Genomic DNA, 19344 nt, shown 5'->3' with positions numbered 1-19344 from the left:
CCTCCTTCTCTCTTTTACACATAACTTATATCATACCATAATCTGATTTTTTCCCAAAAGAAAAAGCGACCTCTTTTTAAGAGCTCCCTTTTTAGTGATGTATGATGTAACGTCTTCTCTCGTATATCGATTCCATATAGCAATATACGAGAGAAGACGACCTCTTACAAAGAGGTCATCTTCCTTCACATTATTTTGCCGATTTAGCTGCTTCTAATGCTGCTTCATAGTTTGGATGGCTTGTACCTTCGCTTACGTACTCTGCGTAAACTACTTTGTCGTTGCTATCTACTACGAATACTGCACGAGCAAGTAAACGAAGCTCTTTCATTACTAAGCCGTAAGCTTCACCGAATGAAAGGTCACGGTGGTCAGAAAGTGTTACAACATTTTCTAAACCGTTTGCTGCACACCAGCGTTTTTGAGCGAATGGTAAGTCAGCGCTAATTGTTAATACTTTCGCGTTTTCAATACCTGCTGCATCTTGGTTAAAACGACGTGTTTGTGCATCACACACACCTGTGTCGATTGAAGGTACAACACTAATTAATTTTACTTCGCCTTTGTATGTTTCTAAACTTACTGGAGATAAGTCATTTGCTAACACTTGGAAGTTTGGCGCTTGATCGCCAACTTTAACTTCTGTTCCAACTAAAGTCATTGGGTTACCTTTAAAAGTTACGTTTGCCACTTGAAAATCCTCCCTTATTTAAACAAAATATGTACAATGTAAATGATAGTTTGTCCCTATCGATAATGCAAATAAAATCGCTTTATTTACAAAAAAATTAAAGAAGCTAACCCATTGATTAGCTTCTTTATTCGTTAAATTTGAAATTCAGGATCGTCTTCTTTTCGTTTATCCATCATTTCTTTCACTTTATCAACAGCTTGTGGCGCTAATTCAATTATTTTATCGATGACGTGTGTTTGCTTATCTAAATGCAACACTTTTACACCTTCTCCATTTATAACAAGAAAAGCAACAGGATTAATAGAAACTCCTCCACCACTTCCCCCGCCAAATGGATGACGGCCTGAATGTTCTATTTTACCAAATTCACTTCCACCAGCGGCGAACCCAAAGCTAACTTTTGAAACTGTAAGAATTACACTTCCATCTGCCGCTTTAATCGGATCACCGACAATTGTATTTACATCAGTCATTTGTTTTAAATGCTGCATTGCGGTTGTCATTAAACCTTGAATTGGATGGTCCATTCTATATCCCCCCTATGCTTGAACAGATTTTTCAGTCGTACCAGATCTTTGTCTTCTCATAAATACGATTAATTTGATTCCTGTTTTTATAGCACGAAACATGCGAAAAGATGCGGTTAACTCACATCTTGACGCGAATCCTTTTCCTTGAAAAACAGGAGTAATTTCAAATTCTGGTACATCTACAATATGCATATATTGTCCTACAACTCCAGCAGCCATACCTTTTGTCCCCCATGCATATCCAGTGACAATTCCAGTACTAGCCGCATCACCTGCACCAATTTGCGTGTGCCACTTCCAACCATTGATTTTCACTCGTTTGAGAAAATCTTTAACAATAGTATGAACTTCTTGCAGCTTTTTTATCAGCTCTCCCATACTATCCAGTTGCGCTATAATTTTATTATCTAATCCGCCATCCTCTTCAGCTTTCTTGATCTTTTGTCCCGTCTTTTTCTGTTGCTTTTCAATTCTTTCCAACACATCGAATGTATATCGAATCATCCATATTTTCACTTGAAACAAACATTGCTTTTCCATTTCTGAATATAAAAATGTCACTTTAAGCTTTATTTTCGACAATAGTATAAGCAAAATAAAAACGAGAAGAATTATTATTCCAATTACGAACCACTTCATACGTATCATCCTTTCACTCCGTACCCATTATCGACAAGTTTATTCATCATTAAACAGAATTCCATAAGATTGAATATAAAAATTTTTCTAAAAATAAAAAGGTATTTTGACAATTTATATCGAAATATATTATTTGAACATATCTTCAAGAAGGTATGTAGCACGAAGAACAGAAAATTTAACTGCAGTGGAGGGATACATAATGGCAGATCGTCGCAATTTATTTTTCTTTTATGGTGATGACAAAGCAACACTCGTTGAAAAAATGAAACCAATCTATCGTATTTTAGAAGAGAATGGATTTACCATATTAGATCATCCAAAAAATGCAAACGCTATCGTCAGTGTTGGAGATGATGCAACTTTCTTACAAGCCGTTCGTAAAACTGGTTTTAGAGAAGATTGCTTATACGCAGGGATTTCTACGAAAGATGAAACTTCTTTCTACTGCGATTTCCATATTGATCACGTTGATACAGCCCTTCAAGAAATTACAAAAAATGAAATTGAAGTGCGAAAATACCCAACAATTCAAGTAGATGTAGATCACGGTACATCTTTCCATTGTTTAAATGAGTTCTCATTACGTTCTAGCATCATTAAAACATTCGTTGTCGATGTTCACGTTGATAATCTACATTTCGAAACATTTAGAGGGGACGGTTTAGTCGTTTCTACCCCAACAGGAAGTACAGCTTACAATAAATCATTACATGGTGCGGTTGTTGACCCACTTATCCCATGCTTCCAAGTAAGCGAACTAGCATCATTAAATAACAACACATACCGTACGCTCGGTTCACCGTTCATTTTAAATCACGAACGTACACTAACTTTAAAACTAAGACCAGACGGTAATGATTATCCTGTTATCGGTTTGGATAATGAAGCGCTTAGCATTAAACAAGTAGAAAAAGCTGTTGTACGCTTAAGCGATAAACAAATTAAAACAGTTAAATTAAAAAACAATTCCTTCTGGGAAAAAGTACAGAGAACGTTTTTATAGCATGAAAAAACCGCCAAATTATGAAACCCCATAATTTGGCGGTTTTTTATTTTTCTCGCTATCGGCCACTATTGTTAGCTTTTGTTGGTAAGTCGATATATTTTCACGCGTCTTTCCTATACACAATCTTCCCATCAATTACAGTCATCGCTGCTTGTACTTCTCTTATTTCTTCCGCTTCTATTTCAAAAATATTGCGATCTACTATCGTAAAGTCTGCCTCATATCCTTTTGTAATTTGTCCTCGCTTCGCTTCTTTTCCGATTGCATAGGCACTTCCTGTTGTAAATAACGAGACAGCCTCATATACCGTTAATCTCTCTTCCGGCATATAACATACACCGTCAATAAAACTTCTGCGTGTAACAGCACTATATATACCTAAAAACGGATTCACTTGTTCAATTGGTGCGTCAGATCCACCGTTGCAGTGTAATCCCGCTTCCAGTAACGTCTTCCACGCGTACGCATAACGAAGACGATGCTCACCTAGTTTTTCAATGACTGATGGAAAATCTGATGAAACAAAAACTGGTTGTATATCAATAATGGCTTGCAAGTTTTTCATTCTCTCAATCAACTCTTCACGAGCGAGCTGACAATGAATAATGCGGTCGCGTAATCCTTCTGCTGGTGGATATAACTCAAGTGCATCAATGACATATTCAAGCGATAAATCACCGATTGTATGAATCGCAACTGGCATATGTAAGTCTCGTGCCTTTTTCACTAACTCCGCAAGCTCTTTGCGTGAAAAGATTGCAACTCCATTTGTTTCCTGCGCATCTTCATACGGTTCACTTAATAAAGCTGTTCTTCCGCCAAAAGAACCATCAGAAAAAATTTTCATCGCCCCAAATTCAATATAATGCTCATTTTCATATTCTTTTCGTTCATGTGCTACTTCATGGTGAACGAGTAAATGTGCTTTAAATGGCAGTTCCTTTATAACATGAGAAAACGCATTGTGCGTTTTTCTAAAACCACCGTAATAATTTAAATCTTCCGTATGCCCACCAACGAGACCATATTGCCAGCAGTCTTTAATCGCTGTTTGCAAAGCTCTTTGTAAATAAGCTTCATCAATTGCTGGCTGCACATGTTTAATTGACTCTTGCCCTTGTTCATATAAAAGCCCTGTTAACATATTTGATGAATCCCGGCCGATTTTCCCGCCTTTCGGATCTTGCGTCATTTCTGTTATGTTCGCTTCTTGCAGTATGTATGAATTCACCCATGTAACGTGACGACAAACTCGCTTTAATAAAATTGGATGTTCTTTAGAGATTTCATCTAGATCGCGTACATGAACTTGCTTTGTATCTGTAAAATTATTTTCATTCCAGCCTTCTCCAATAATCCAAGAACCTTTTGGGGCTTCTTCTACTCGTTTCCGAACAAGAGTCAGCACTTCACTGTAAGATGTACAATTTGATAAATCTAGACGAAGTAACCTCTCTCCATGCCCAATAAGATGCATATGACTATCAACGAGACCTGGAATCATTGTTTTCCCTTCTAAGTCAAACAACTTTACGTCTGAATATCGATTTTCTAGCTCTTCCTTACTCCCAGCATCAACAATCATACCGTTTTCAACATAAATAGCTTCTACTTTTTCATTCTCTTCTCGCATTGTGTAAATGGTGCCGCCATACCAAATTTCTCCCATATGCTTATCCCCCTTTTCTCTTTAGTCTACGAAATTCGTTCATATATAAAAAGCACCATTTCGATTAAAAATGGTACTTTTCCAAAAATTATTTTTGTTCAGTAGTAGACGTTGTAATTTGCCATTCAATGCTAAATTTATCTTTTAGTTGTCCGTATGCTGGGCTCCAGAACGTTTCTTGAAGTGGCATAATAACTTCGCCACCTTCTTGTAACTTTTCGAATACTTCTTTTGCTTTTTCTGCATTACTAATTTGAATTGCAATTGTTACTTGAGATCCGATTGCATGCCCTTGACCTGGGAATGTATCAGAAATCATAAGGTCCGTATTACCAACTTTTAAAGTAGCATGTAAAACGCGCTCTTTCGCTTCAGCTGGAATCGGATATTCTGGATTTTCAGGCATGTCACCAAAAGTTTGCATGACTTCTACTTTTGCATCTAACGCCTCTTTATAAAACTGTACAGCTTCTTGCCCACTACCATCTAAAACTAAGTACGGATTAATACCTAAAATCATACGGACACCTCTTTTTTTAGTTTATAAAATCGAACTTGCGTTCGTTTTTATGTTATCATATGCTTTACAGTTCATTCAACTATTTTCGGAATTATTTTGAAGGAATCTCCATCTCTTGTTTTCTAAGCTCAATACGGCGAATTTTTCCAGAAATCGTTTTTGGTAGTTCATCTACAAATTCAATTTTGCGAGGGTATTTATATGGTGCAGTAAGTTCTTTGACGTGTTGTTGGAGTGTTGGAATTAATGTTTCTTCGTTCTTTTCTATATTCTCTCTTAATACGATAAATGCCTTCACGACACTCCCGCGAATTTCATCAGGACTTGCGACAACCGCACATTCTCTTACGTAAGGATGTTTTACAAGTGCATCCTCTACTTCAAACGGCCCGATTGTATAACCAGAGCTAATAATGATATCATCACCCCGCCCTTCAAACCAGAAATAGCCGTCTTCATCTTTTTTCGCTTTATCACCTGTAATATAATAATCACCGCGGAATTGCATCGCTGTACGCTCATCGTCTTTGTAATATTGTTTAAAGAGGGCCGGCGTTTCAATGTGAACTGCAATATCACCAACTTCGCCTACTTTCACTGGAATACCTTCCTCATTTACAATATCAACGTGGTTACCTGGCGTTGGTTTCCCCATTGATCCTGGTCTAATATCCATCCCTTTCATTACACCAACAAGCAATGTATTTTCCGTTTGCCCATAGCCGTCTCTTACTGTAATATGAAAGTGCTTTTGGAACGTTTCAATGACTTCTCTATTTAACGGCTCACCTGCGGATACAGCGCTATGTAACGCCTCTAAATTGTACTGTCTTAAATCTTCTACCTTTGCCATTAATCTATACTCAGTCGGTGTACAACAGAGCACATTCACCTTATTATCGTCTAATAATTTCAGGTACGTTTTCGGTTCAAACTTACCGTGATATACAAATCCTGTTGCCCCTGATCCTAGTGTTGCTAAAAACGGGCTCCAAATCCACTTTTGCCAGCCTGGACTAGCCGTTGCCCACACCACATCATTCTCTTCAATTCCGAGCCAATTTGGAGCGCTCGTACGTAAATGAGCGTATGCCCACGCATGTGTATGAACAACACCTTTTGGATTTCCTGTCGTTCCTGACGTGTAAGATAAAAAGACCATATCTTCTTTATCTGTCTTCGCCATTTCTAACAGGTCACTTTCTGTTTCTAACGCTGTTTTTAAATTAATCCATCCATCTACTGACTGCTCGCTCAGAACGAATTTTTGAAGAGATTCCATCGCTTCTATGTCATCAAACTGTCCAATATACGGCTCATAACTTACAATTGCTTTTACTTCCCCGTGGCCAATGCGATATTCGATATCCTTTTTGCGTAACATTTCCGAACTAGGAATTACGACGAATCCTGCTTTAATCGCAGCGATATACGTCATGTACGCTTCAATTAAACGCGGCATCATAATGAGAAGTTTGTCCCCTTTTTGCAGACCACTCTTTATAAAAGCGTTTCCAATTTTGTTCGCACCTTGCATAAGCTCAGCGTATGTAACTTCTCGTCTATTCCCTTTATCATCTTGCCAAATTAAAGCAAGCTTCTCTTTATCACCTGTATATTTCTCTATTTCAGAAACTAAATTATAAGACGGCGGTGCCAACAATTCTTCTCTCTTCATAAACATCCTCCTCTTTTCTTTATGCCTCCCTTATATAATAAAGAATTTTCTGTCTATTTTGAACCCTCTTCTTTTGACAAATTTTTTATATCTATGTCGAAATGAATGTATAACAATGCAAACAACAAAAAGAAAGAGCGGGAGAACCCGCTCTTTCTAAGCCATCTTATATGGGATTATTTTTGGTAACCGCCTAATTGTTGCTCAGCTAGTGAAACTAGACGTTTAGTGATTTCACCACCAACAGAACCGTTAGCGCGAGCTGTTGCATCTGCTCCAAGTTGTACACCAAACTCTTGAGCGATTTCGTATTTCATTTGGTCTAATGCTGATTCAGCACCAGGAACCGCTAATTTATTTGTGCTACGTGACATGTTATATCACCTCCTTGTGAGTATAGAGTGTGATAAATAACATGACTTCATACACGCTTTATATATGGTAATTTATGGTTTTAGAAAAGTTCTTCGAATTTTTCTTCTTCCGCCACTACTTCTACCGTTTGTAATACAATTGTTTCTTTGTTTGCTACAGCTTCATCGATTAATGGTGTGAAATCGTATTTCGCTTCAAAACGATTCGCTTTTTCGCGCTTCGGTTTCGTTGCTGGGCTTGCTGGTGTGAATACTGTACAGCAATCTTCGTATGGACGAATTGAAATATCATATGTGCCGATTTCTTCAGCGATTTTAATAATCTCTAATTTATCCATCGTAATAAGTGGACGAATAACTGGATAGTTTGTTACTTCGTTAATCGTATGCATACTATCTAACGTTTGGCTTGCTACTTGTCCAAGACTTTCACCAGTCGTAATTGCAAGTGCATTACGCTCCTCAGCGATACGCTCTGTAATACGCATCATCATACGGCGCATAACTGTCATTGAATAGCTAGATGGAATTTCTTTATTAATCGTTTTTTGCACTTCTGTAAATGGAACAAGGTGAAGTGTTACACGTTTACAGTATTTCGTTAGCTCTTGTGCTAAATCGATTACTTTTTGTTTCGCGCGATCGCTTGTGAAAGGTGGGCTATGGAAGTGAACTGCTTCCACTGATACGCCGCGTTTCATCGTTAAGTACGCTGCTACTGGGCTATCAATACCACCAGAAAGAAGTACCATTACTTTTCCGCCAACGCCAACTGGTAAACCACCAGCTCCCATACGCTCGTCGCACATGATGTAGCTGTAACCACTGCGAATTTCTACACGTACATTTACATCTGGATTATGAACATCTACCGTAATATCTTCAGTATTTTCTAGAATGTGTCCACCAATCTCAGGTAATAATTCCATCGTTCTCATCGGGAAATGCTTATAAGAACGGTGTACAGTAATTTTAAATGTTTTCACATCGCCTTTTACTTGTAAGAAAGCTGCTAATGCACCTTTTTTAATATCTTCTAATTCTGATGGTACTTTCATCGCTAAGTTAAACTTATGAATACCGAATACATCTTTCAATCTTTCAGAAATCGCTTCATGATCTTCACCATTTAATTGGATGTACATACGATCATGCGTTGCATCGATTTTAATATTTGGGAATTTTTTCAGTTTGAACTTCACGTTATCTTTTAATGTGCTTACAAATTTAGAACGGTTCTTTCCTTTAGTCGTCATTTCTCCATAACGAACTAAAATATATTCATATGTCATCATATTCCTTTACCTCATCACTTCATATAATTTTGGCATTGTTTCTTTCACAATACCTTCAAATTGCTTTACTTCTTCCATCGTGTTTTCTGGGGACAAACTAATGCGAATAGCACTTGCAGCAGCCGCATGCGGTACTCCCATTGACACTAACACTCTGCTCACTTCATTTGCTTTTGAAGAGCAAGCAGATTTCGTTGATACATATACACCGTGTTCTTCTAAAGCATGAACGACCACTTCTGGTTTTAAACCTACAAATGATACATTTAAAATGTGCGGTGCTGCGTGTGCAAGCGACGTATTGATCGTTACGTCTTCCATCTCTTTAAAGAAACGAACAAGCTCTGCTTGTAAGCTTTGCAAATGAGCTACCTTTTCTTTCACTTGTTCCATTGTCATGCGAAGTGCTTTCACCATCGCTACAATGCCAGGTAAGTTTTCTGTACCAGAGCGGTACTTCAGCTCTTGTTGACCACCTGATAAAATTGGATCTAACCTTACGCCATCACGTACATAAAGAAGACCCGTCCCTTTTACACTGTGGAATTTATGTCCAGATATTGAGCAAAGATCAATATGAGAAGCATATAAATTAAGCGGTACTTTTCCTATCCCTTGTACATGGTCCACATGGAATCTTATTTTCGGATAATTCGATAATAACGTTCCAATTTCAGCAACAGGCTGAATTGCTCCAGTCTCGTTGTTCACGTGAATAATTGACACAAGAATCGTATCTTCACGAAGTGCTCGTTTTACATCCTCTACCGATACAACACCATGCTCATTAACCGGTAAATATGTTACATCAAAACCGAGATCTTCTAATTGTTTATATGCTTCAAACACAGACGCGTGTTCAATATTTGTTGTAATGATATGTTTACCGCGCGAACGATTCCTCATCGCTATCCCTTTAATCGCAAGGTTATTCCCTTCCGTTCCACCTGATGTGAAAATAATCTCAGAAGGTTTAACGTGAAGAAGCTGCGCTGCAATTGTTCTTGATTGTGTTAATAGACGCTCTGCCTCTCCTCCAAGCGAATGAATAGAAGAAGGATTTCCAAAATATTTCCCTGCAACCGTTACGTACGATTGAAGAGCTTCTGGATATGGCTTTGTCGTCGCACTATTATCAAAATAGATCATCGTTCTTCCCCTTTCAGCGCTGTCACATCATATAATCATATCACAAATACGTGTCATTACGCTAAGACTACTAAAAGGTTCCGTTATATTTTAAAACGAATAACCTTACTGTATTCCGCTATTCATTATAGCAACATCGCCTGCAAAATTACACAAAAAAACAAACCCTTATGAAAGGGTTTGTTCATTGTCTACATATTCAGCTATTTTTTGAACAACGCCAGGCTCAAGTTGCTCTAGTACAGAAGCCGCTTGTTCTAAAGCTGCATCGTACTGATATTCACGGAATAATTTCTCCGCATAATTTAAGCTCTCTGCAAGGTTCTCATCATGACTGCGGTAACGATTACCGTATTGAATTAATTTTTCAACTAAATACGCTTGTCCAATTAACTCTTCTGTCATTTCAGCTACACCATTAACAGTTGTGTATGCTTCTTCTAAACTGCTATTTACAGCATTCATGTTTAACGGCTTCACTTCTAATTGCTCATATACAGCTTGCATTGCCATTTGCCCTCTTTTTAAATCTTCCATAATACTTTCCGGAAGACCTGGCAAATTCGACTTTTGCATAAAGCGTTTCGTTTCGAAAATAGTATTTCGCATTTCTTGCAACTTCTCGCGTGCTTCAAATTCTTCTTTGCGCATCGTTTGCAGCATTTCTTTATATTCCGCATGAAGTACTTTTAATGTTTCACATTGCTCATAAACCTCTTCTAGTTCCTCACGAATGATAGAGAAGGCAATATCTTGTTCAGCAACGCGTAATTGTAGCATTTCAAAACGTTTCATTAAAATGTGCATTTGCTTTTCAATTACTTTTTGAGACTCGATGTCCTTATCTTGTAACTGATAACTTTGTTTCACGAGCTGTGTTTCTGCTTTTGTTTCAATCGTTTCAGTACGAATTTCTTCTAAGTCTTCATAAACAGAAAGTGTTTTTTGCTCCACATAATGTCTCGCATGTACTTCTTGTTCTAGTTGATCATAGAAGCCATCTAAACTCGTTTTTAAGTTTTCTACTTTTTCAGCCGCTTCCGTTATGTGAAGCTCCTGTATATCCATTAAACATGTTTGTAGTTGTTTCTTCATATCGCGAACTTCTTTAGGGATTTCTAAATACTCTAATACATAACCTTGTCTTACCATATCATTATGTCCGTGTAATAAATCTTCCAGCTGAACTGGTAACGTCGCTTGACACTCTACCAATAAATCTGGAATTTGGTGAATAATGATTTCTAAATCTGCCAAACCTTCTTCTAAACTAATAACAATTTCTCTCGCTTTTAAATAGTCACCATTATTTGTCGCTTCTTCAAAGCTTTTGAACTTCTCAGATTCAGCGTCTAGCATCTCTTCAATTTTCTGCTCTGCTGCTCCATACATATGTCTATGAGCAAGAACACTCTTCTTCATACTACGATATGTATCACGTAACTCTTCAATTTCCGAGCTATTTTTTTCATGGCTTTCTAACAATTGCTGTAATTCATTTAAAATGTCTGTAATACGATTATCAGCGTCATCTAAACCACTTATGGATTCATTCATCGCATGCTTTGCTTTTCGGAAGGAGAATTGCGAGGCGAATTTTCGCGCTTGCGCTAAATCTTTGTCGGCTTTCGGAAGGGTTGTTGATACAATCTCATCCCATTCTTCACGCCATTTACCAAACAGTTCTTCTGTTTGACCCGTCATATTTAAATCTTTTACCCGTTTTAGTTCATCTGCTACGGGTTTATCTTTTATCTCTTGTTTCCACTGCTCAAGTGCTTCAATATCTTTATATGAACGATTTCTTATCACAAGCTCTATCATGAGCAGCACTAGAATAGAGCTTACTACAATGATAACGATCGTCAGGATAGAATCCATGCAAAAAAGCCTCCTAGTTATATCTCTTTTTTTGTCCGTTCCGTTTATGAAATGGAAGGCATTATGTATAAAAAGGGAATTCCCCCATATTTAACAACTAACAATGTACTAATCATACCATGTAATGGCTTGTTTTTGACCTAGTTTTTTTTAAAATTTCATGTTTCTTTCAATGCAATTGTAATCTTTCTCAATATTCCGTTTGGATTACCTCTCATCATGAAATGAATGTAATAAAGGGCCTTCTTCCATATGAGATGCGAAATAAATTTTGCGTACAAGTGGTGGTTCAATAGAAATCGCATGCACATTTCCTTGCCTTACCGCTTGCCCTACTGACATTTCTGGAAGTAACGTGATACCAAGTCCAGCACCGACCATCGCAAGCATCGGTTCTGTATAAGACGTTTCAAATGCAATGATCGGTTTCGCACCTATCCCATGAAACGTATTCGTAATCATTTTTCTTACATCACAAATTTCTGGATATACGATTAACTTTTCATTTTGCAAATCATCCATTCGGATTACTGTCTTCTCCTTATAAAGATGATCATTTGAAACGACACAAACAATTTTTTCTTCTCGTATTTCTTTTATACACGTAGTGTCTTCTACTACTGAATCGATGAACATCGCTTCAATCTTCCGTTCTTTAAAGAGTCCCATTAATACTCTCGTATGCTCAATTTTCCATTCCACTTCGAACCCGTCACCTAATACATCATTACATTTTGATATATAATGTGCTGCTAAACTGGGCAATATGCCTATAGAAATTTTCCGCTTCTCTTGAAAATTCTTCATTTCGACTTTCACTTCATGTATGCGTTCCAAAATCGGTAACATTCTTGTTATAAATAACTCTCCAGCCTCTGTTAATTCCACTCCTTGCGCGGAACGCTTCAGTAAAATAACCTCTAAATCCGCTTCTAACCTTTGAATTTGTTTACTAAGCGCCGGCTGAGAAATATGTAAAATCTTACTCGCCTTTGATAAACTTCGCGTATTCTTTACTTCAATAAACGATCGTACTGCCTCCAAATCCATCGTACACACCTCTAACAAAAAGTTATAACTGTCATAAAAAATCGATATTTCCTTCTATAAACAATTGCTCTTTATACTTATTTCATCAACTTACTATAACGAAATGTAAAGGGGAAAGATACTCTTGGATAAAAAACAAATACTACTTGGATCCCTCCTATGCTTACTTGCCGTCACTGCTTGGGGGTTTATGTTTCCTGTCATGGCAAATGCCCTGCAGTTTATCGATCCGTTCTTCTTCACAACTATCCGGTACGGATCAGCAGCTATTATTTTTCTTATTTTGCTACTCATTACTGAAGGGAAAACTTCACTCCGCTTAGAAAAAAGAACACTTTCTTTATTTTTTTACGGAACTGTTGGTTTCGCTGGATATGGTTTTCTCATTTTTTACGGTCAACAACTTGCCGGACCTGCTGGAGCCATCCATGCCGCAATGATTCAATCTCTTATGCCGCTCATCGCTTTATTATTGCAGTGGGTAACAAAAAACAAACGCCCACAAAACTACACCTTCCTTTGTATGTTCGTTGCATTGCTCGGTGTTATGCTTGTCATTTCAAAGGGAAATATACACTTATTATTTGGAGCTGCAAGTCACCTCTCAACAAATATACTTATGCTATGCGGCGTTACTTGCTGGGTGATTTACACGAACGGCGGTGCCCGTTTTCAATCTTGGTCACCACTTCGATATACGACGTTAACTTGTTTATTCGGCTCCATTTCACTCATCGTTATTGTCACTTTCTTCACTTATACAAACATCGTTACTGTGCCGTCACTTCGTACAATTATGAACGTTCGTTTTGAACTCCTTTATATGTCGATCATTGCAGGTGTTATCGCTGTATTTTGCTGGAACACAGGAAATCGCTATATTTCATCTATTAACGGCATATTATTTATGAATTTAGTTCCTGTACTTGCACTTATCGGTTCCATCTTTCGAGGTTATACAGTCGACAAAATCGAAATTACTGGAGCTTCATTAACAATTATCGCGCTATTATGCAACAATGTATGGCAAAGAAAAGAAAGCACAAAAATCCCCACCTCAGTTCGTTAGGTGGGGATTTTTCACATATGAACAGCTCTTGGCCATTCTTGATACATATTCGTTATACATAATGTTTGTTCCATCCATTGCTCAATTTCTTTCGTGTACATTTCTAAGAAAAATGTCTCAGATGGAAAAGAATGCAGCACTTCTGATATATATTGCGGATATAAGAACGGCATATTCATCATGCCTTTTAATTGCGTCATAAACATTGTAAAAGATACCTTCTTAAACTCTCGTTTCATTTGTCCTTGCTTTATGATTTGCTCTATATAATATCTTTCTTTAGAAAAATAAACGGTCATCACTTCGCGAATTAATGTCGTATCCAGTGAAAGCTCTCGGTAGAAGAAACGTGTCAGTTCCCTATTTTCAAATTGATATCGTAAAATCCCACGCACCATTTGCACCATCACATCTTTAGCCGACAAATATTCCCTCTGTTCAAAGGACGTTTCAATCACATGAATATACCCTTCTAAAAAATCAGTAATAAGCTGCTCTAATAGGCCTTGCTTTCCAGCAAAATAATATGAAATATTCGCTACATTCACATCCGCTCGCTTTGCAATGTCTCGCACCGACGTTCCATCATAACCTTTTGTGTTAAACAACGATATTGCCGCATCAATTACTTTTTGTTTCGTCTGTTTCATGCGCTCACTTCCTCTCACTGAACAGCTATAGTTTAAATTTCTTGACTTTTAAGACAAATTCCTTTAATTTTCTATCGACAAAGTCATGTGAAATACATCGTATTTTGCTAATATTTTACACATCTCGATAAAAAAGGAGCTGTTTCCATGTTTACTAAAGAAAGTTATGCAGGATCTCGTGAAGAACAATATGAGACGGTAATTAAACAACTGGATGCGTTATTAACTGGCGAATTAAACGTAGTCGCAAATTTATCAAATGCGTCCGCATTATTAAACCAATTTTTAGACCGTGTAAATTGGGTTGGCTTTTATGTAACAGAAGGAAATCAGCTTGTTCTTGGACCATTCCAAGGAATGCCTGCTTGCGTGCGCATTCCATTTGGACGAGGCGTTTGCGGCGTTGCAGCTGAAACGAAAACAACGCAGCTTGTAGCAGACGTTCACCAATTCCCTGGACATATCGCTTGCGACAGTGCTTCAAATTCAGAAATCGTCGTACCAATCGTGAAAGAAGGAATTGTCATTGGTGTACTTGATATTGATAGTCCTGAAAAAAATCGATTCGACGAAGTAGATCAGCGCTATTTAGAAAAGTTTGTGGAAACACTCCTAAAACATATGTAAAAGGAAAAGAGCTAGTTATCAATTGCGTACATCACGTACGAAACCGATAGCTAGCTCTTTTTTTATTGATTACTAACAGTAGATATTTTCTTTAACGCTTGCTCTAAATCAGAAACGATATCCTCCCACGATTCTAAACCGACAGATAAACGTATTAAATTATCATAAATACCCATTTCCTGTCTTAACTCAGCTGGAATCGCAGCGTGCGTCATCGTTGCCGGATGCTGAATTAACGTTTCTGTATCCCCTAAACTTACCGCAATCGTAATAAAGTGAAGGTCATTGATAAACGTTTGCGTCTCTTCTTTTCCGCCTTTAATTGAAAAAGAAATCACACCGCCGCCCCGTTTCATTTGGCGAGATGCTAACTCCCCTTCTGGATACCAAACACCTTCTACCGCATCATGATTTTTTAGGAACGATACAATTTTTTCTGCATTATCACAATGACGATCCATTCTTACCGCTAGCGTCTTTAATCCACGTAACAATAACCACGCATCAAACGGAGCCATAATACCGCCAATATCTTTTCGCATCGGGCGAATTTTTTCAGCTAACGCTTTCGTTTTACAAATCGTTACACCCGCTACAACATCACCGTGACCGCCAATATATTTTGTCGCACTATGAACGACCGCGTCACAACCAAGTTCAAGCGGTCTTTGTAAATAAGGTGAACAAAACGTATTATCAACAATAACAAGTAAATCATTTCGCTTCGCAACCCGAATTACTTGTTTTAAATCGATTAATTTCATCGTTGGATTAATCGGTGTTTCAACGAAAACAAGCTTTGTATTTGGACGAATCTTATTTTCAATATCAGCCTCTGTCTCCATATCACAAAACGAATGCGTAATCATAAATTTCTCTTCTAACACTTCTAAAAATCCGTACGTGCACCCATATAATCCATTTGAACAAATAATATGATCTCCAGCTTTTAAAAAGCCAATTAACGTTGCAGAAATAGCTGCCATACCGGATCCGAAAGCAAGTGCTTCTTCTCCTTCTTCTAACACAGCCATACGTTCTTCAAATAATTTTACAGTTGGATTTCCAAGTCTTGAGTAAATATAAGATGGATCCACTCCCGCAAAACTCGCCTCTCCTTGCTGCGCAGTCTCAAATGTAAATGTAGACGTTTGAAATAAAGGTGGTGTTAAACTTCCTTTATGTTCCTCAGATGTATACCCATGATGAATTAACGCTGTCTCCATATGCTTCTTTTTCATAAAAACATCCCCTTTTATGTTTTTACTGCCGCATATTCATCAACAAAAAATTAATGAACATTTTTTACTACATTTTATGTAAGCGTTTTATTTGTGTTTCTATCACTTCTTTTATATCGTTTTAAATTCCTTCTTGTTCATTTCCAAAATTTATATGCATAAAACAAAAACGTACTTACTTGACGAAACTCTAGGTAAAAGATATAATAGCGTTTGTGTAAAATAAAAAGGCAGCCTTGTAATGTGAGTTTATCGTTTGTATTTTGTTCCTCTACGGAGGTGTATCTCGTAACTCCCTGCTGCTGGAGCGAAGGTACATGAAAACAAAATGCCCGTAAATATCGATTACGTCTGTTTTTATTTTACGTAAATAAAAACATTTTTAAAGGAGGAGTCAACTATGGCTCGTTATACAGGTCCAGCTTGGAAACTGTCTCGTCGTCTTGGAATCTCTCTAAGCGGCACAGGAAAAGAATTAGAAAAACGCCCTTACGCACCAGGTCCTCACGGTCCTAACCAACGTAAGAAACTTTCAGAATACGGTTTACAATTACAAGAGAAACAAAAACTTCGTCACATGTACGGCATGACTGAGCGTCAATTCCGTCGCACATTTGACCAAGCAGGTAAAATGCCTGGTAAGCACGGCGAAAACTTCATGATCCTTCTTGAAGCTCGTCTTGACAACTTAGTTTACCGTATGGGCTTAGCTCGCACTCGTCGCGCAGCTCGCCAATTAGTAAACCACGGTCACATCATGGTTGATGGCGCTCGCGTAGATATCCCATCTTACCGTGTAAAACCTGGTCAAACAATCAGCGTTCGCGAAAAATCTAACAACCTTGTTGTTGTTAAAGAAGCGATCGAAGTTAACAACTTCGTACCAGAATACTTAACTTTCGATGCTGATAAATTAGAAGCTACTTACACTCGTCACGCTGAGCGTTCTGAGTTAGCAGCTGAAATCAACGAAGCATTAATCGTAGAGTTCTACTCTCGTTAATGACAAAAAGCCAATCCTGTGGATTGGCTTTTTTCGTTATATATAAAATAAAATTATTTATTTTCCTCTTTCTGAACATATACATAAGCATCTTTCTGCTCTTTATGTACATCCACCTTCGAATTCTCTGCAAGCTGACCCGCGTTTAGCAAAGAAAAAATAATAAGCGCTTCTAGTGACATTTTGTTTTACCACTCCTTTCTAGTTGTTATACATTTATCATACCGCTTACATGTGATTTCCGTATGAACTCGAAAAGGAGATTACAACAAAAAGGTTACAGAAATATGAATGCACGCTATAATAACCATAAAATAGGAGGTGGATTCTTTTTGACAATAAACCAAATGGTTCAACTCGGAAGTTCATTTATGTTGTTTATTACTTCAGCACTTATGAGTTGGTATCAGGGGAGTAATTTAATAGATTATCCTGATGAATGGAAATATAGCGCTAAGTTTACGAATTACTTTAAAGGTACCGTTTCAAATTACCAAGATATTTATCAAATCGATTTCTTTATATATGCAGCAAAATTTTATCCAACAGCATTTATTGTTATGCTTATTAGTCTACTTTATATGCTCGTATTAATTCTTCATATTCTATTTACAAGAACTCGTAAGGTAATCTAAATTCATACATAAAAACCCCGAATCATAAACTTTTCAGCCTGCAATTCGGGGTACTATTTGTTTTATATTCGCTTCTGATTAGTAACGAATTAAGAAATATTTCTTTTTACCGCGGCGAATGATTGTGAATTTACCTTCGATGCGGTCGTTTTCTGTTACAACATAGTCTAATGCTTGTGTACGCTCACCGTTTACGTAGATTGCACCATTCGTTACATCTTCACGTGCTTGACGTTTTGATGGAGAAATTTTGCTTTCTACAAGTAAGTCGATTAATACTGTATCTTCTGCAGTACGTTCTACAGATGGTACGTCTTTGAATCCTTGTTCGATTTCGCTTGCAGTCAGTTCTGCTACAGAACCGCTGAATAATGCAGCTGAAATTTTAATCGCTTGCTCTAATGCTTCTTCGCCGTGAACAAGTTTAGTCATTTCAGAACCTAATGCTTTTTGTGCTGCACGTTTTTCTGGTGCTTCAGCTACTTGCTTCTCAAGCTCAAGAATTTCTTCATGAGATAAGAATGTGAAGTATTTTAAGTATTTAACAACGTCGCGGTCATCTGTGTTAATCCAGAATTGGTAGAACTCGTAAGGAGTTGTTTTCTCTGGGTCTAACCAAATTGCTCCGCCTTCTGTTTTACCAAACTTCGTACCGTCAGATTTTGTAACTAGTGGAATTGTTAAACCGAATGCTTTCGCATCTTCTTCTGATTTACGGATTAATTCAAGACCAGCTGTAATGTTACCCCATTGGTCACTACCACCGATTTGCAAGCGGCAATTATGGTTTTGGTATAAGTTTAAGAAGTCGTATGATTGTAAAATCATATAACTAAACTCAGTGAATGAAATACCAGTATCTAAACGAGATGCTACTGTATCTTTTGCTAACATATAGTTTAAACCGAAGTTTTTACCGATATCGCGTAAGAATGAAATGACATCTAAGTTACCAAGCCAGTCATAGTTGTTAGCCATTGTTGCTGGGTTGTCCACGTTTTCAAACTCTAAGAAGTTTGAAAGTTGGTTTTTAATGCTTTCTGTGTAGTAAGCAACTGTATCTTTCGTATTTAATGTACGTTCTGCTTTTTTACCACTTGGGTCACCGATCATACCAGTACCACCGCCAACAAGTGCGATTGGTTGGTGACCAGCTAATTGGAAACGACGTAACATTAATACTGGTAACATATGACCGATGTGTAAGCTATCCGCTGTCGGGTCGAAACCACAGTATAATTTAACGCTTTCTTTTTCTAATAATTGCTCAAGTCCCTCAGCATCTGTTTGCTGATTAATTAGACCGCGAAATTCAAGATCTTGTAAAATACCCATATCCTACATACTCTCCTTTAAGTTCATTACTGGCGTGAAGGTTGAAAACATAAAAAAATCGCCCCTTGAAATAAGGGACGATTTTGATTATCGCGTTACCACCCTAGTTGCAGGCCAAAAAAGCCTACCACCTTATTTACATAACGGCTTAGCACCGTCTTTTCCCTTTTGAATACAATTCAATCGAAAAAAGATGCTCTAGGGGCGTAATTCGCGATCATCTATGTGCTGATTTTCACCGACCATCAGCTCTCTAAAACAGGGAAATGATCACTACTTCTCCCTTTCCACGCTCA

20 protein-coding genes and 1 other annotated feature (1 of these 21 cut by a window edge) are annotated in these 19344 nt (G+C 37.6%); of the genes, 5 read left to right on the top strand and 15 right to left on the bottom strand.

The annotated features are described in order from the left end of the window. Positions 1-190: 190 nt before the first annotated feature. From tpx to AC3WTI_RS15630, 3 genes are all read right to left on the bottom strand, one after another. Positions 191-691: a thiol peroxidase gene (gene tpx, locus AC3WTI_RS15640; protein ID WP_000024525.1), complete on the bottom strand. Its 501-nt coding sequence runs from the start codon at positions 689-691 to the stop codon at positions 191-193. A gap of 134 nt (positions 692-825) precedes the next feature. After that, the gene (gene ytfJ / locus AC3WTI_RS15635) at positions 826-1221 is read right to left on the bottom strand and encodes a GerW family sporulation protein (protein ID WP_000350002.1); all 396 of its coding nucleotides are present in this window, start codon (positions 1219-1221) and stop codon (positions 826-828) included. A gap of 12 nt (positions 1222-1233) precedes the next feature. Next, positions 1234-1872, bottom strand: coding sequence for a DUF2953 domain-containing protein (locus AC3WTI_RS15630; RefSeq protein WP_492304378.1), 639 nt, complete (start codon positions 1870-1872; stop codon positions 1234-1236). A 193-nt stretch (positions 1873-2065) separates the two neighbouring features. On the opposite strand from AC3WTI_RS15630, the gene AC3WTI_RS15625 reads away from it, so the two are divergent. Continuing rightward, positions 2066-2869 (top strand): NAD kinase, encoded by an 804-nt coding sequence (locus AC3WTI_RS15625; protein ID WP_048531725.1) that lies wholly within the window; start codon positions 2066-2068, stop codon positions 2867-2869. 103 nt (positions 2870-2972) lie between these two features. Here AC3WTI_RS15625 and AC3WTI_RS15620 read toward each other — a convergent pair whose 3' ends face one another. From AC3WTI_RS15620 to AC3WTI_RS15585, 8 genes are all read right to left on the bottom strand, one after another. Continuing rightward, positions 2973-4541 (bottom strand): amidohydrolase, encoded by a 1569-nt coding sequence (locus AC3WTI_RS15620; RefSeq protein WP_087957184.1) that lies wholly within the window; start codon positions 4539-4541, stop codon positions 2973-2975. Positions 4542-4629: 88 nt separating this feature from the next. Next, the gene (locus AC3WTI_RS15615; protein WP_000600354.1) at positions 4630-5061 is read right to left on the bottom strand and encodes a VOC family protein; all 432 of its coding nucleotides are present in this window, start codon (positions 5059-5061) and stop codon (positions 4630-4632) included. A 91-nt stretch (positions 5062-5152) separates the two neighbouring features. After that, positions 5153-6739, bottom strand: coding sequence for an acyl-CoA synthetase MbcS (gene mbcS / locus AC3WTI_RS15610; protein ID WP_097840830.1), 1587 nt, complete (start codon positions 6737-6739; stop codon positions 5153-5155). A 176-nt stretch (positions 6740-6915) separates the two neighbouring features. Next, positions 6916-7113, bottom strand: coding sequence for an alpha/beta-type small acid-soluble spore protein (locus tag AC3WTI_RS15605; protein ID WP_000091640.1), 198 nt, complete (start codon positions 7111-7113; stop codon positions 6916-6918). 80 nt (positions 7114-7193) lie between these two features. Beyond that, positions 7194-8408 carry a tRNA uracil 4-sulfurtransferase ThiI gene (gene thiI / locus AC3WTI_RS15600; protein ID WP_087957186.1) on the bottom strand — a complete coding sequence of 405 codons (1215 nt, stop codon included), beginning with the start codon at positions 8406-8408 and terminating at the stop codon, positions 7194-7196. Between the two features lie 6 nt (positions 8409-8414). Beyond that, positions 8415-9557, bottom strand: a complete 1143-nt coding sequence (locus AC3WTI_RS15595) for a cysteine desulfurase family protein (RefSeq protein WP_087957187.1) — start codon at positions 9555-9557, stop codon at positions 8415-8417. 168 nt (positions 9558-9725) lie between these two features. After that, positions 9726-11438, bottom strand: coding sequence for a septation ring formation regulator EzrA (gene ezrA / locus AC3WTI_RS15590; RefSeq protein WP_087957188.1), 1713 nt, complete (start codon positions 11436-11438; stop codon positions 9726-9728). 207 nt (positions 11439-11645) lie between these two features. Next, positions 11646-12488, bottom strand: coding sequence for a LysR family transcriptional regulator (locus AC3WTI_RS15585; RefSeq protein ID WP_087957189.1), 843 nt, complete (start codon positions 12486-12488; stop codon positions 11646-11648). 124 nt (positions 12489-12612) lie between these two features. Between AC3WTI_RS15585 and AC3WTI_RS15580 the strand changes: the two genes are divergently transcribed. Next, the gene (locus tag AC3WTI_RS15580; protein WP_097840831.1) at positions 12613-13557 is read left to right on the top strand and encodes a DMT family transporter; all 945 of its coding nucleotides are present in this window, start codon (positions 12613-12615) and stop codon (positions 13555-13557) included. Positions 13558-13568: 11 nt separating this feature from the next. Here AC3WTI_RS15580 and refZ read toward each other — a convergent pair whose 3' ends face one another. Beyond that, positions 13569-14207 carry a forespore capture DNA-binding protein RefZ gene (gene refZ / locus AC3WTI_RS15575; protein WP_087957191.1) on the bottom strand — a complete coding sequence of 213 codons (639 nt, stop codon included), beginning with the start codon at positions 14205-14207 and terminating at the stop codon, positions 13569-13571. A gap of 147 nt (positions 14208-14354) precedes the next feature. Between refZ and AC3WTI_RS15570 the strand changes: the two genes are divergently transcribed. Beyond that, positions 14355-14834, top strand: coding sequence for a GAF domain-containing protein (locus tag AC3WTI_RS15570; protein WP_087957192.1), 480 nt, complete (start codon positions 14355-14357; stop codon positions 14832-14834). A 62-nt stretch (positions 14835-14896) separates the two neighbouring features. Here AC3WTI_RS15570 and megL read toward each other — a convergent pair whose 3' ends face one another. Then, a complete protein-coding gene (gene megL, locus AC3WTI_RS15565) occupies positions 14897-16075 on the bottom strand; it encodes a methionine gamma-lyase (RefSeq protein ID WP_087957193.1) in 1179 nt (392 codons plus the stop codon). 400 nt (positions 16076-16475) lie between these two features. Here megL and rpsD point away from each other — a divergent pair, with 400 nt between their 5' ends. After that, positions 16476-17078, top strand: coding sequence for a 30S ribosomal protein S4 (rpsD, locus tag AC3WTI_RS15560; RefSeq protein WP_001970982.1), 603 nt, complete (start codon positions 16476-16478; stop codon positions 17076-17078). A gap of 53 nt (positions 17079-17131) precedes the next feature. Here the strand turns inward: rpsD and AC3WTI_RS15555 are convergent, their stop codons facing one another. Next, positions 17132-17260 carry a hypothetical protein gene (locus AC3WTI_RS15555; protein ID WP_000050944.1) on the bottom strand — a complete coding sequence of 43 codons (129 nt, stop codon included), beginning with the start codon at positions 17258-17260 and terminating at the stop codon, positions 17132-17134. Positions 17261-17410: 150 nt separating this feature from the next. Here AC3WTI_RS15555 and AC3WTI_RS15550 point away from each other — a divergent pair, with 150 nt between their 5' ends. Further along, the gene (locus tag AC3WTI_RS15550; RefSeq protein WP_142286664.1) at positions 17411-17713 is read left to right on the top strand and encodes a YjdJ family protein; all 303 of its coding nucleotides are present in this window, start codon (positions 17411-17413) and stop codon (positions 17711-17713) included. Positions 17714-17791: 78 nt separating this feature from the next. Here the strand turns inward: AC3WTI_RS15550 and tyrS are convergent, their stop codons facing one another. Beyond that, positions 17792-19048 carry a tyrosine--tRNA ligase gene (tyrS, locus tag AC3WTI_RS15545; RefSeq protein WP_000512075.1) on the bottom strand — a complete coding sequence of 419 codons (1257 nt, stop codon included), beginning with the start codon at positions 19046-19048 and terminating at the stop codon, positions 17792-17794. Between the two features lie 70 nt (positions 19049-19118). Then, positions 19119-19344 (bottom strand) — a binding site (T-box leader) (it continues 3 nt past the right edge of the window).

The sequence above is a fragment of the Bacillus sp. EB106-02-03-XG38 genome, assembly GCF_058792175.1.
This window is presented reverse-complemented; position numbering and strand designations above follow the sequence as displayed.

Excerpts from the sequence above, each read along its gene's own strand:
- ytfJ (WP_000350002.1), bottom strand. The coding sequence starts at position 1,221 with ATGGACCATCCAATTCAAGGTTTAATGACAACCGCAATGCAGCATTTA.
- AC3WTI_RS15630 (WP_492304378.1), bottom strand. The coding sequence starts at position 1,872 with ATGATACGTATGAAGTGGTTCGTAATTGGAATAATAATTCTTCTCGTT.
- AC3WTI_RS15625 (WP_048531725.1), top strand. The coding sequence starts at position 2,066 with ATGGCAGATCGTCGCAATTTATTTTTCTTTTATGGTGATGACAAAGCA.
- AC3WTI_RS15620 (WP_087957184.1), bottom strand. The coding sequence starts at position 4,541 with ATGGGAGAAATTTGGTATGGCGGCACCATTTACACAATGCGAGAAGAG.
- AC3WTI_RS15615 (WP_000600354.1), bottom strand. The coding sequence starts at position 5,061 with ATGATTTTAGGTATTAATCCGTACTTAGTTTTAGATGGTAGTGGGCAA.
- mbcS (WP_097840830.1), bottom strand. The coding sequence starts at position 6,739 with ATGAAGAGAGAAGAATTGTTGGCACCGCCGTCTTATAATTTAGTTTCT.
- AC3WTI_RS15605 (WP_000091640.1), bottom strand. The coding sequence starts at position 7,113 with ATGTCACGTAGCACAAATAAATTAGCGGTTCCTGGTGCTGAATCAGCA.
- thiI (WP_087957186.1), bottom strand. The coding sequence starts at position 8,408 with ATGATGACATATGAATATATTTTAGTTCGTTATGGAGAAATGACGACT.
- AC3WTI_RS15595 (WP_087957187.1), bottom strand. The coding sequence starts at position 9,557 with ATGATCTATTTTGATAATAGTGCGACGACAAAGCCATATCCAGAAGCT.
- ezrA (WP_087957188.1), bottom strand. The coding sequence starts at position 11,438 with ATGGATTCTATCCTGACGATCGTTATCATTGTAGTAAGCTCTATTCTA.
- AC3WTI_RS15585 (WP_087957189.1), bottom strand. The coding sequence starts at position 12,488 with ATGGATTTGGAGGCAGTACGATCGTTTATTGAAGTAAAGAATACGCGA.
- refZ (WP_087957191.1), bottom strand. The coding sequence starts at position 14,207 with ATGAAACAGACGAAACAAAAAGTAATTGATGCGGCAATATCGTTGTTT.
- AC3WTI_RS15570 (WP_087957192.1), top strand. The coding sequence starts at position 14,355 with ATGTTTACTAAAGAAAGTTATGCAGGATCTCGTGAAGAACAATATGAG.
- megL (WP_087957193.1), bottom strand. The coding sequence starts at position 16,075 with ATGAAAAAGAAGCATATGGAGACAGCGTTAATTCATCATGGGTATACA.
- rpsD (WP_001970982.1), top strand. The coding sequence starts at position 16,476 with ATGGCTCGTTATACAGGTCCAGCTTGGAAACTGTCTCGTCGTCTTGGA.
- AC3WTI_RS15555 (WP_000050944.1), bottom strand. The coding sequence starts at position 17,260 with ATGTCACTAGAAGCGCTTATTATTTTTTCTTTGCTAAACGCGGGTCAG.
- tyrS (WP_000512075.1), bottom strand. The coding sequence starts at position 19,048 with ATGGGTATTTTACAAGATCTTGAATTTCGCGGTCTAATTAATCAGCAA.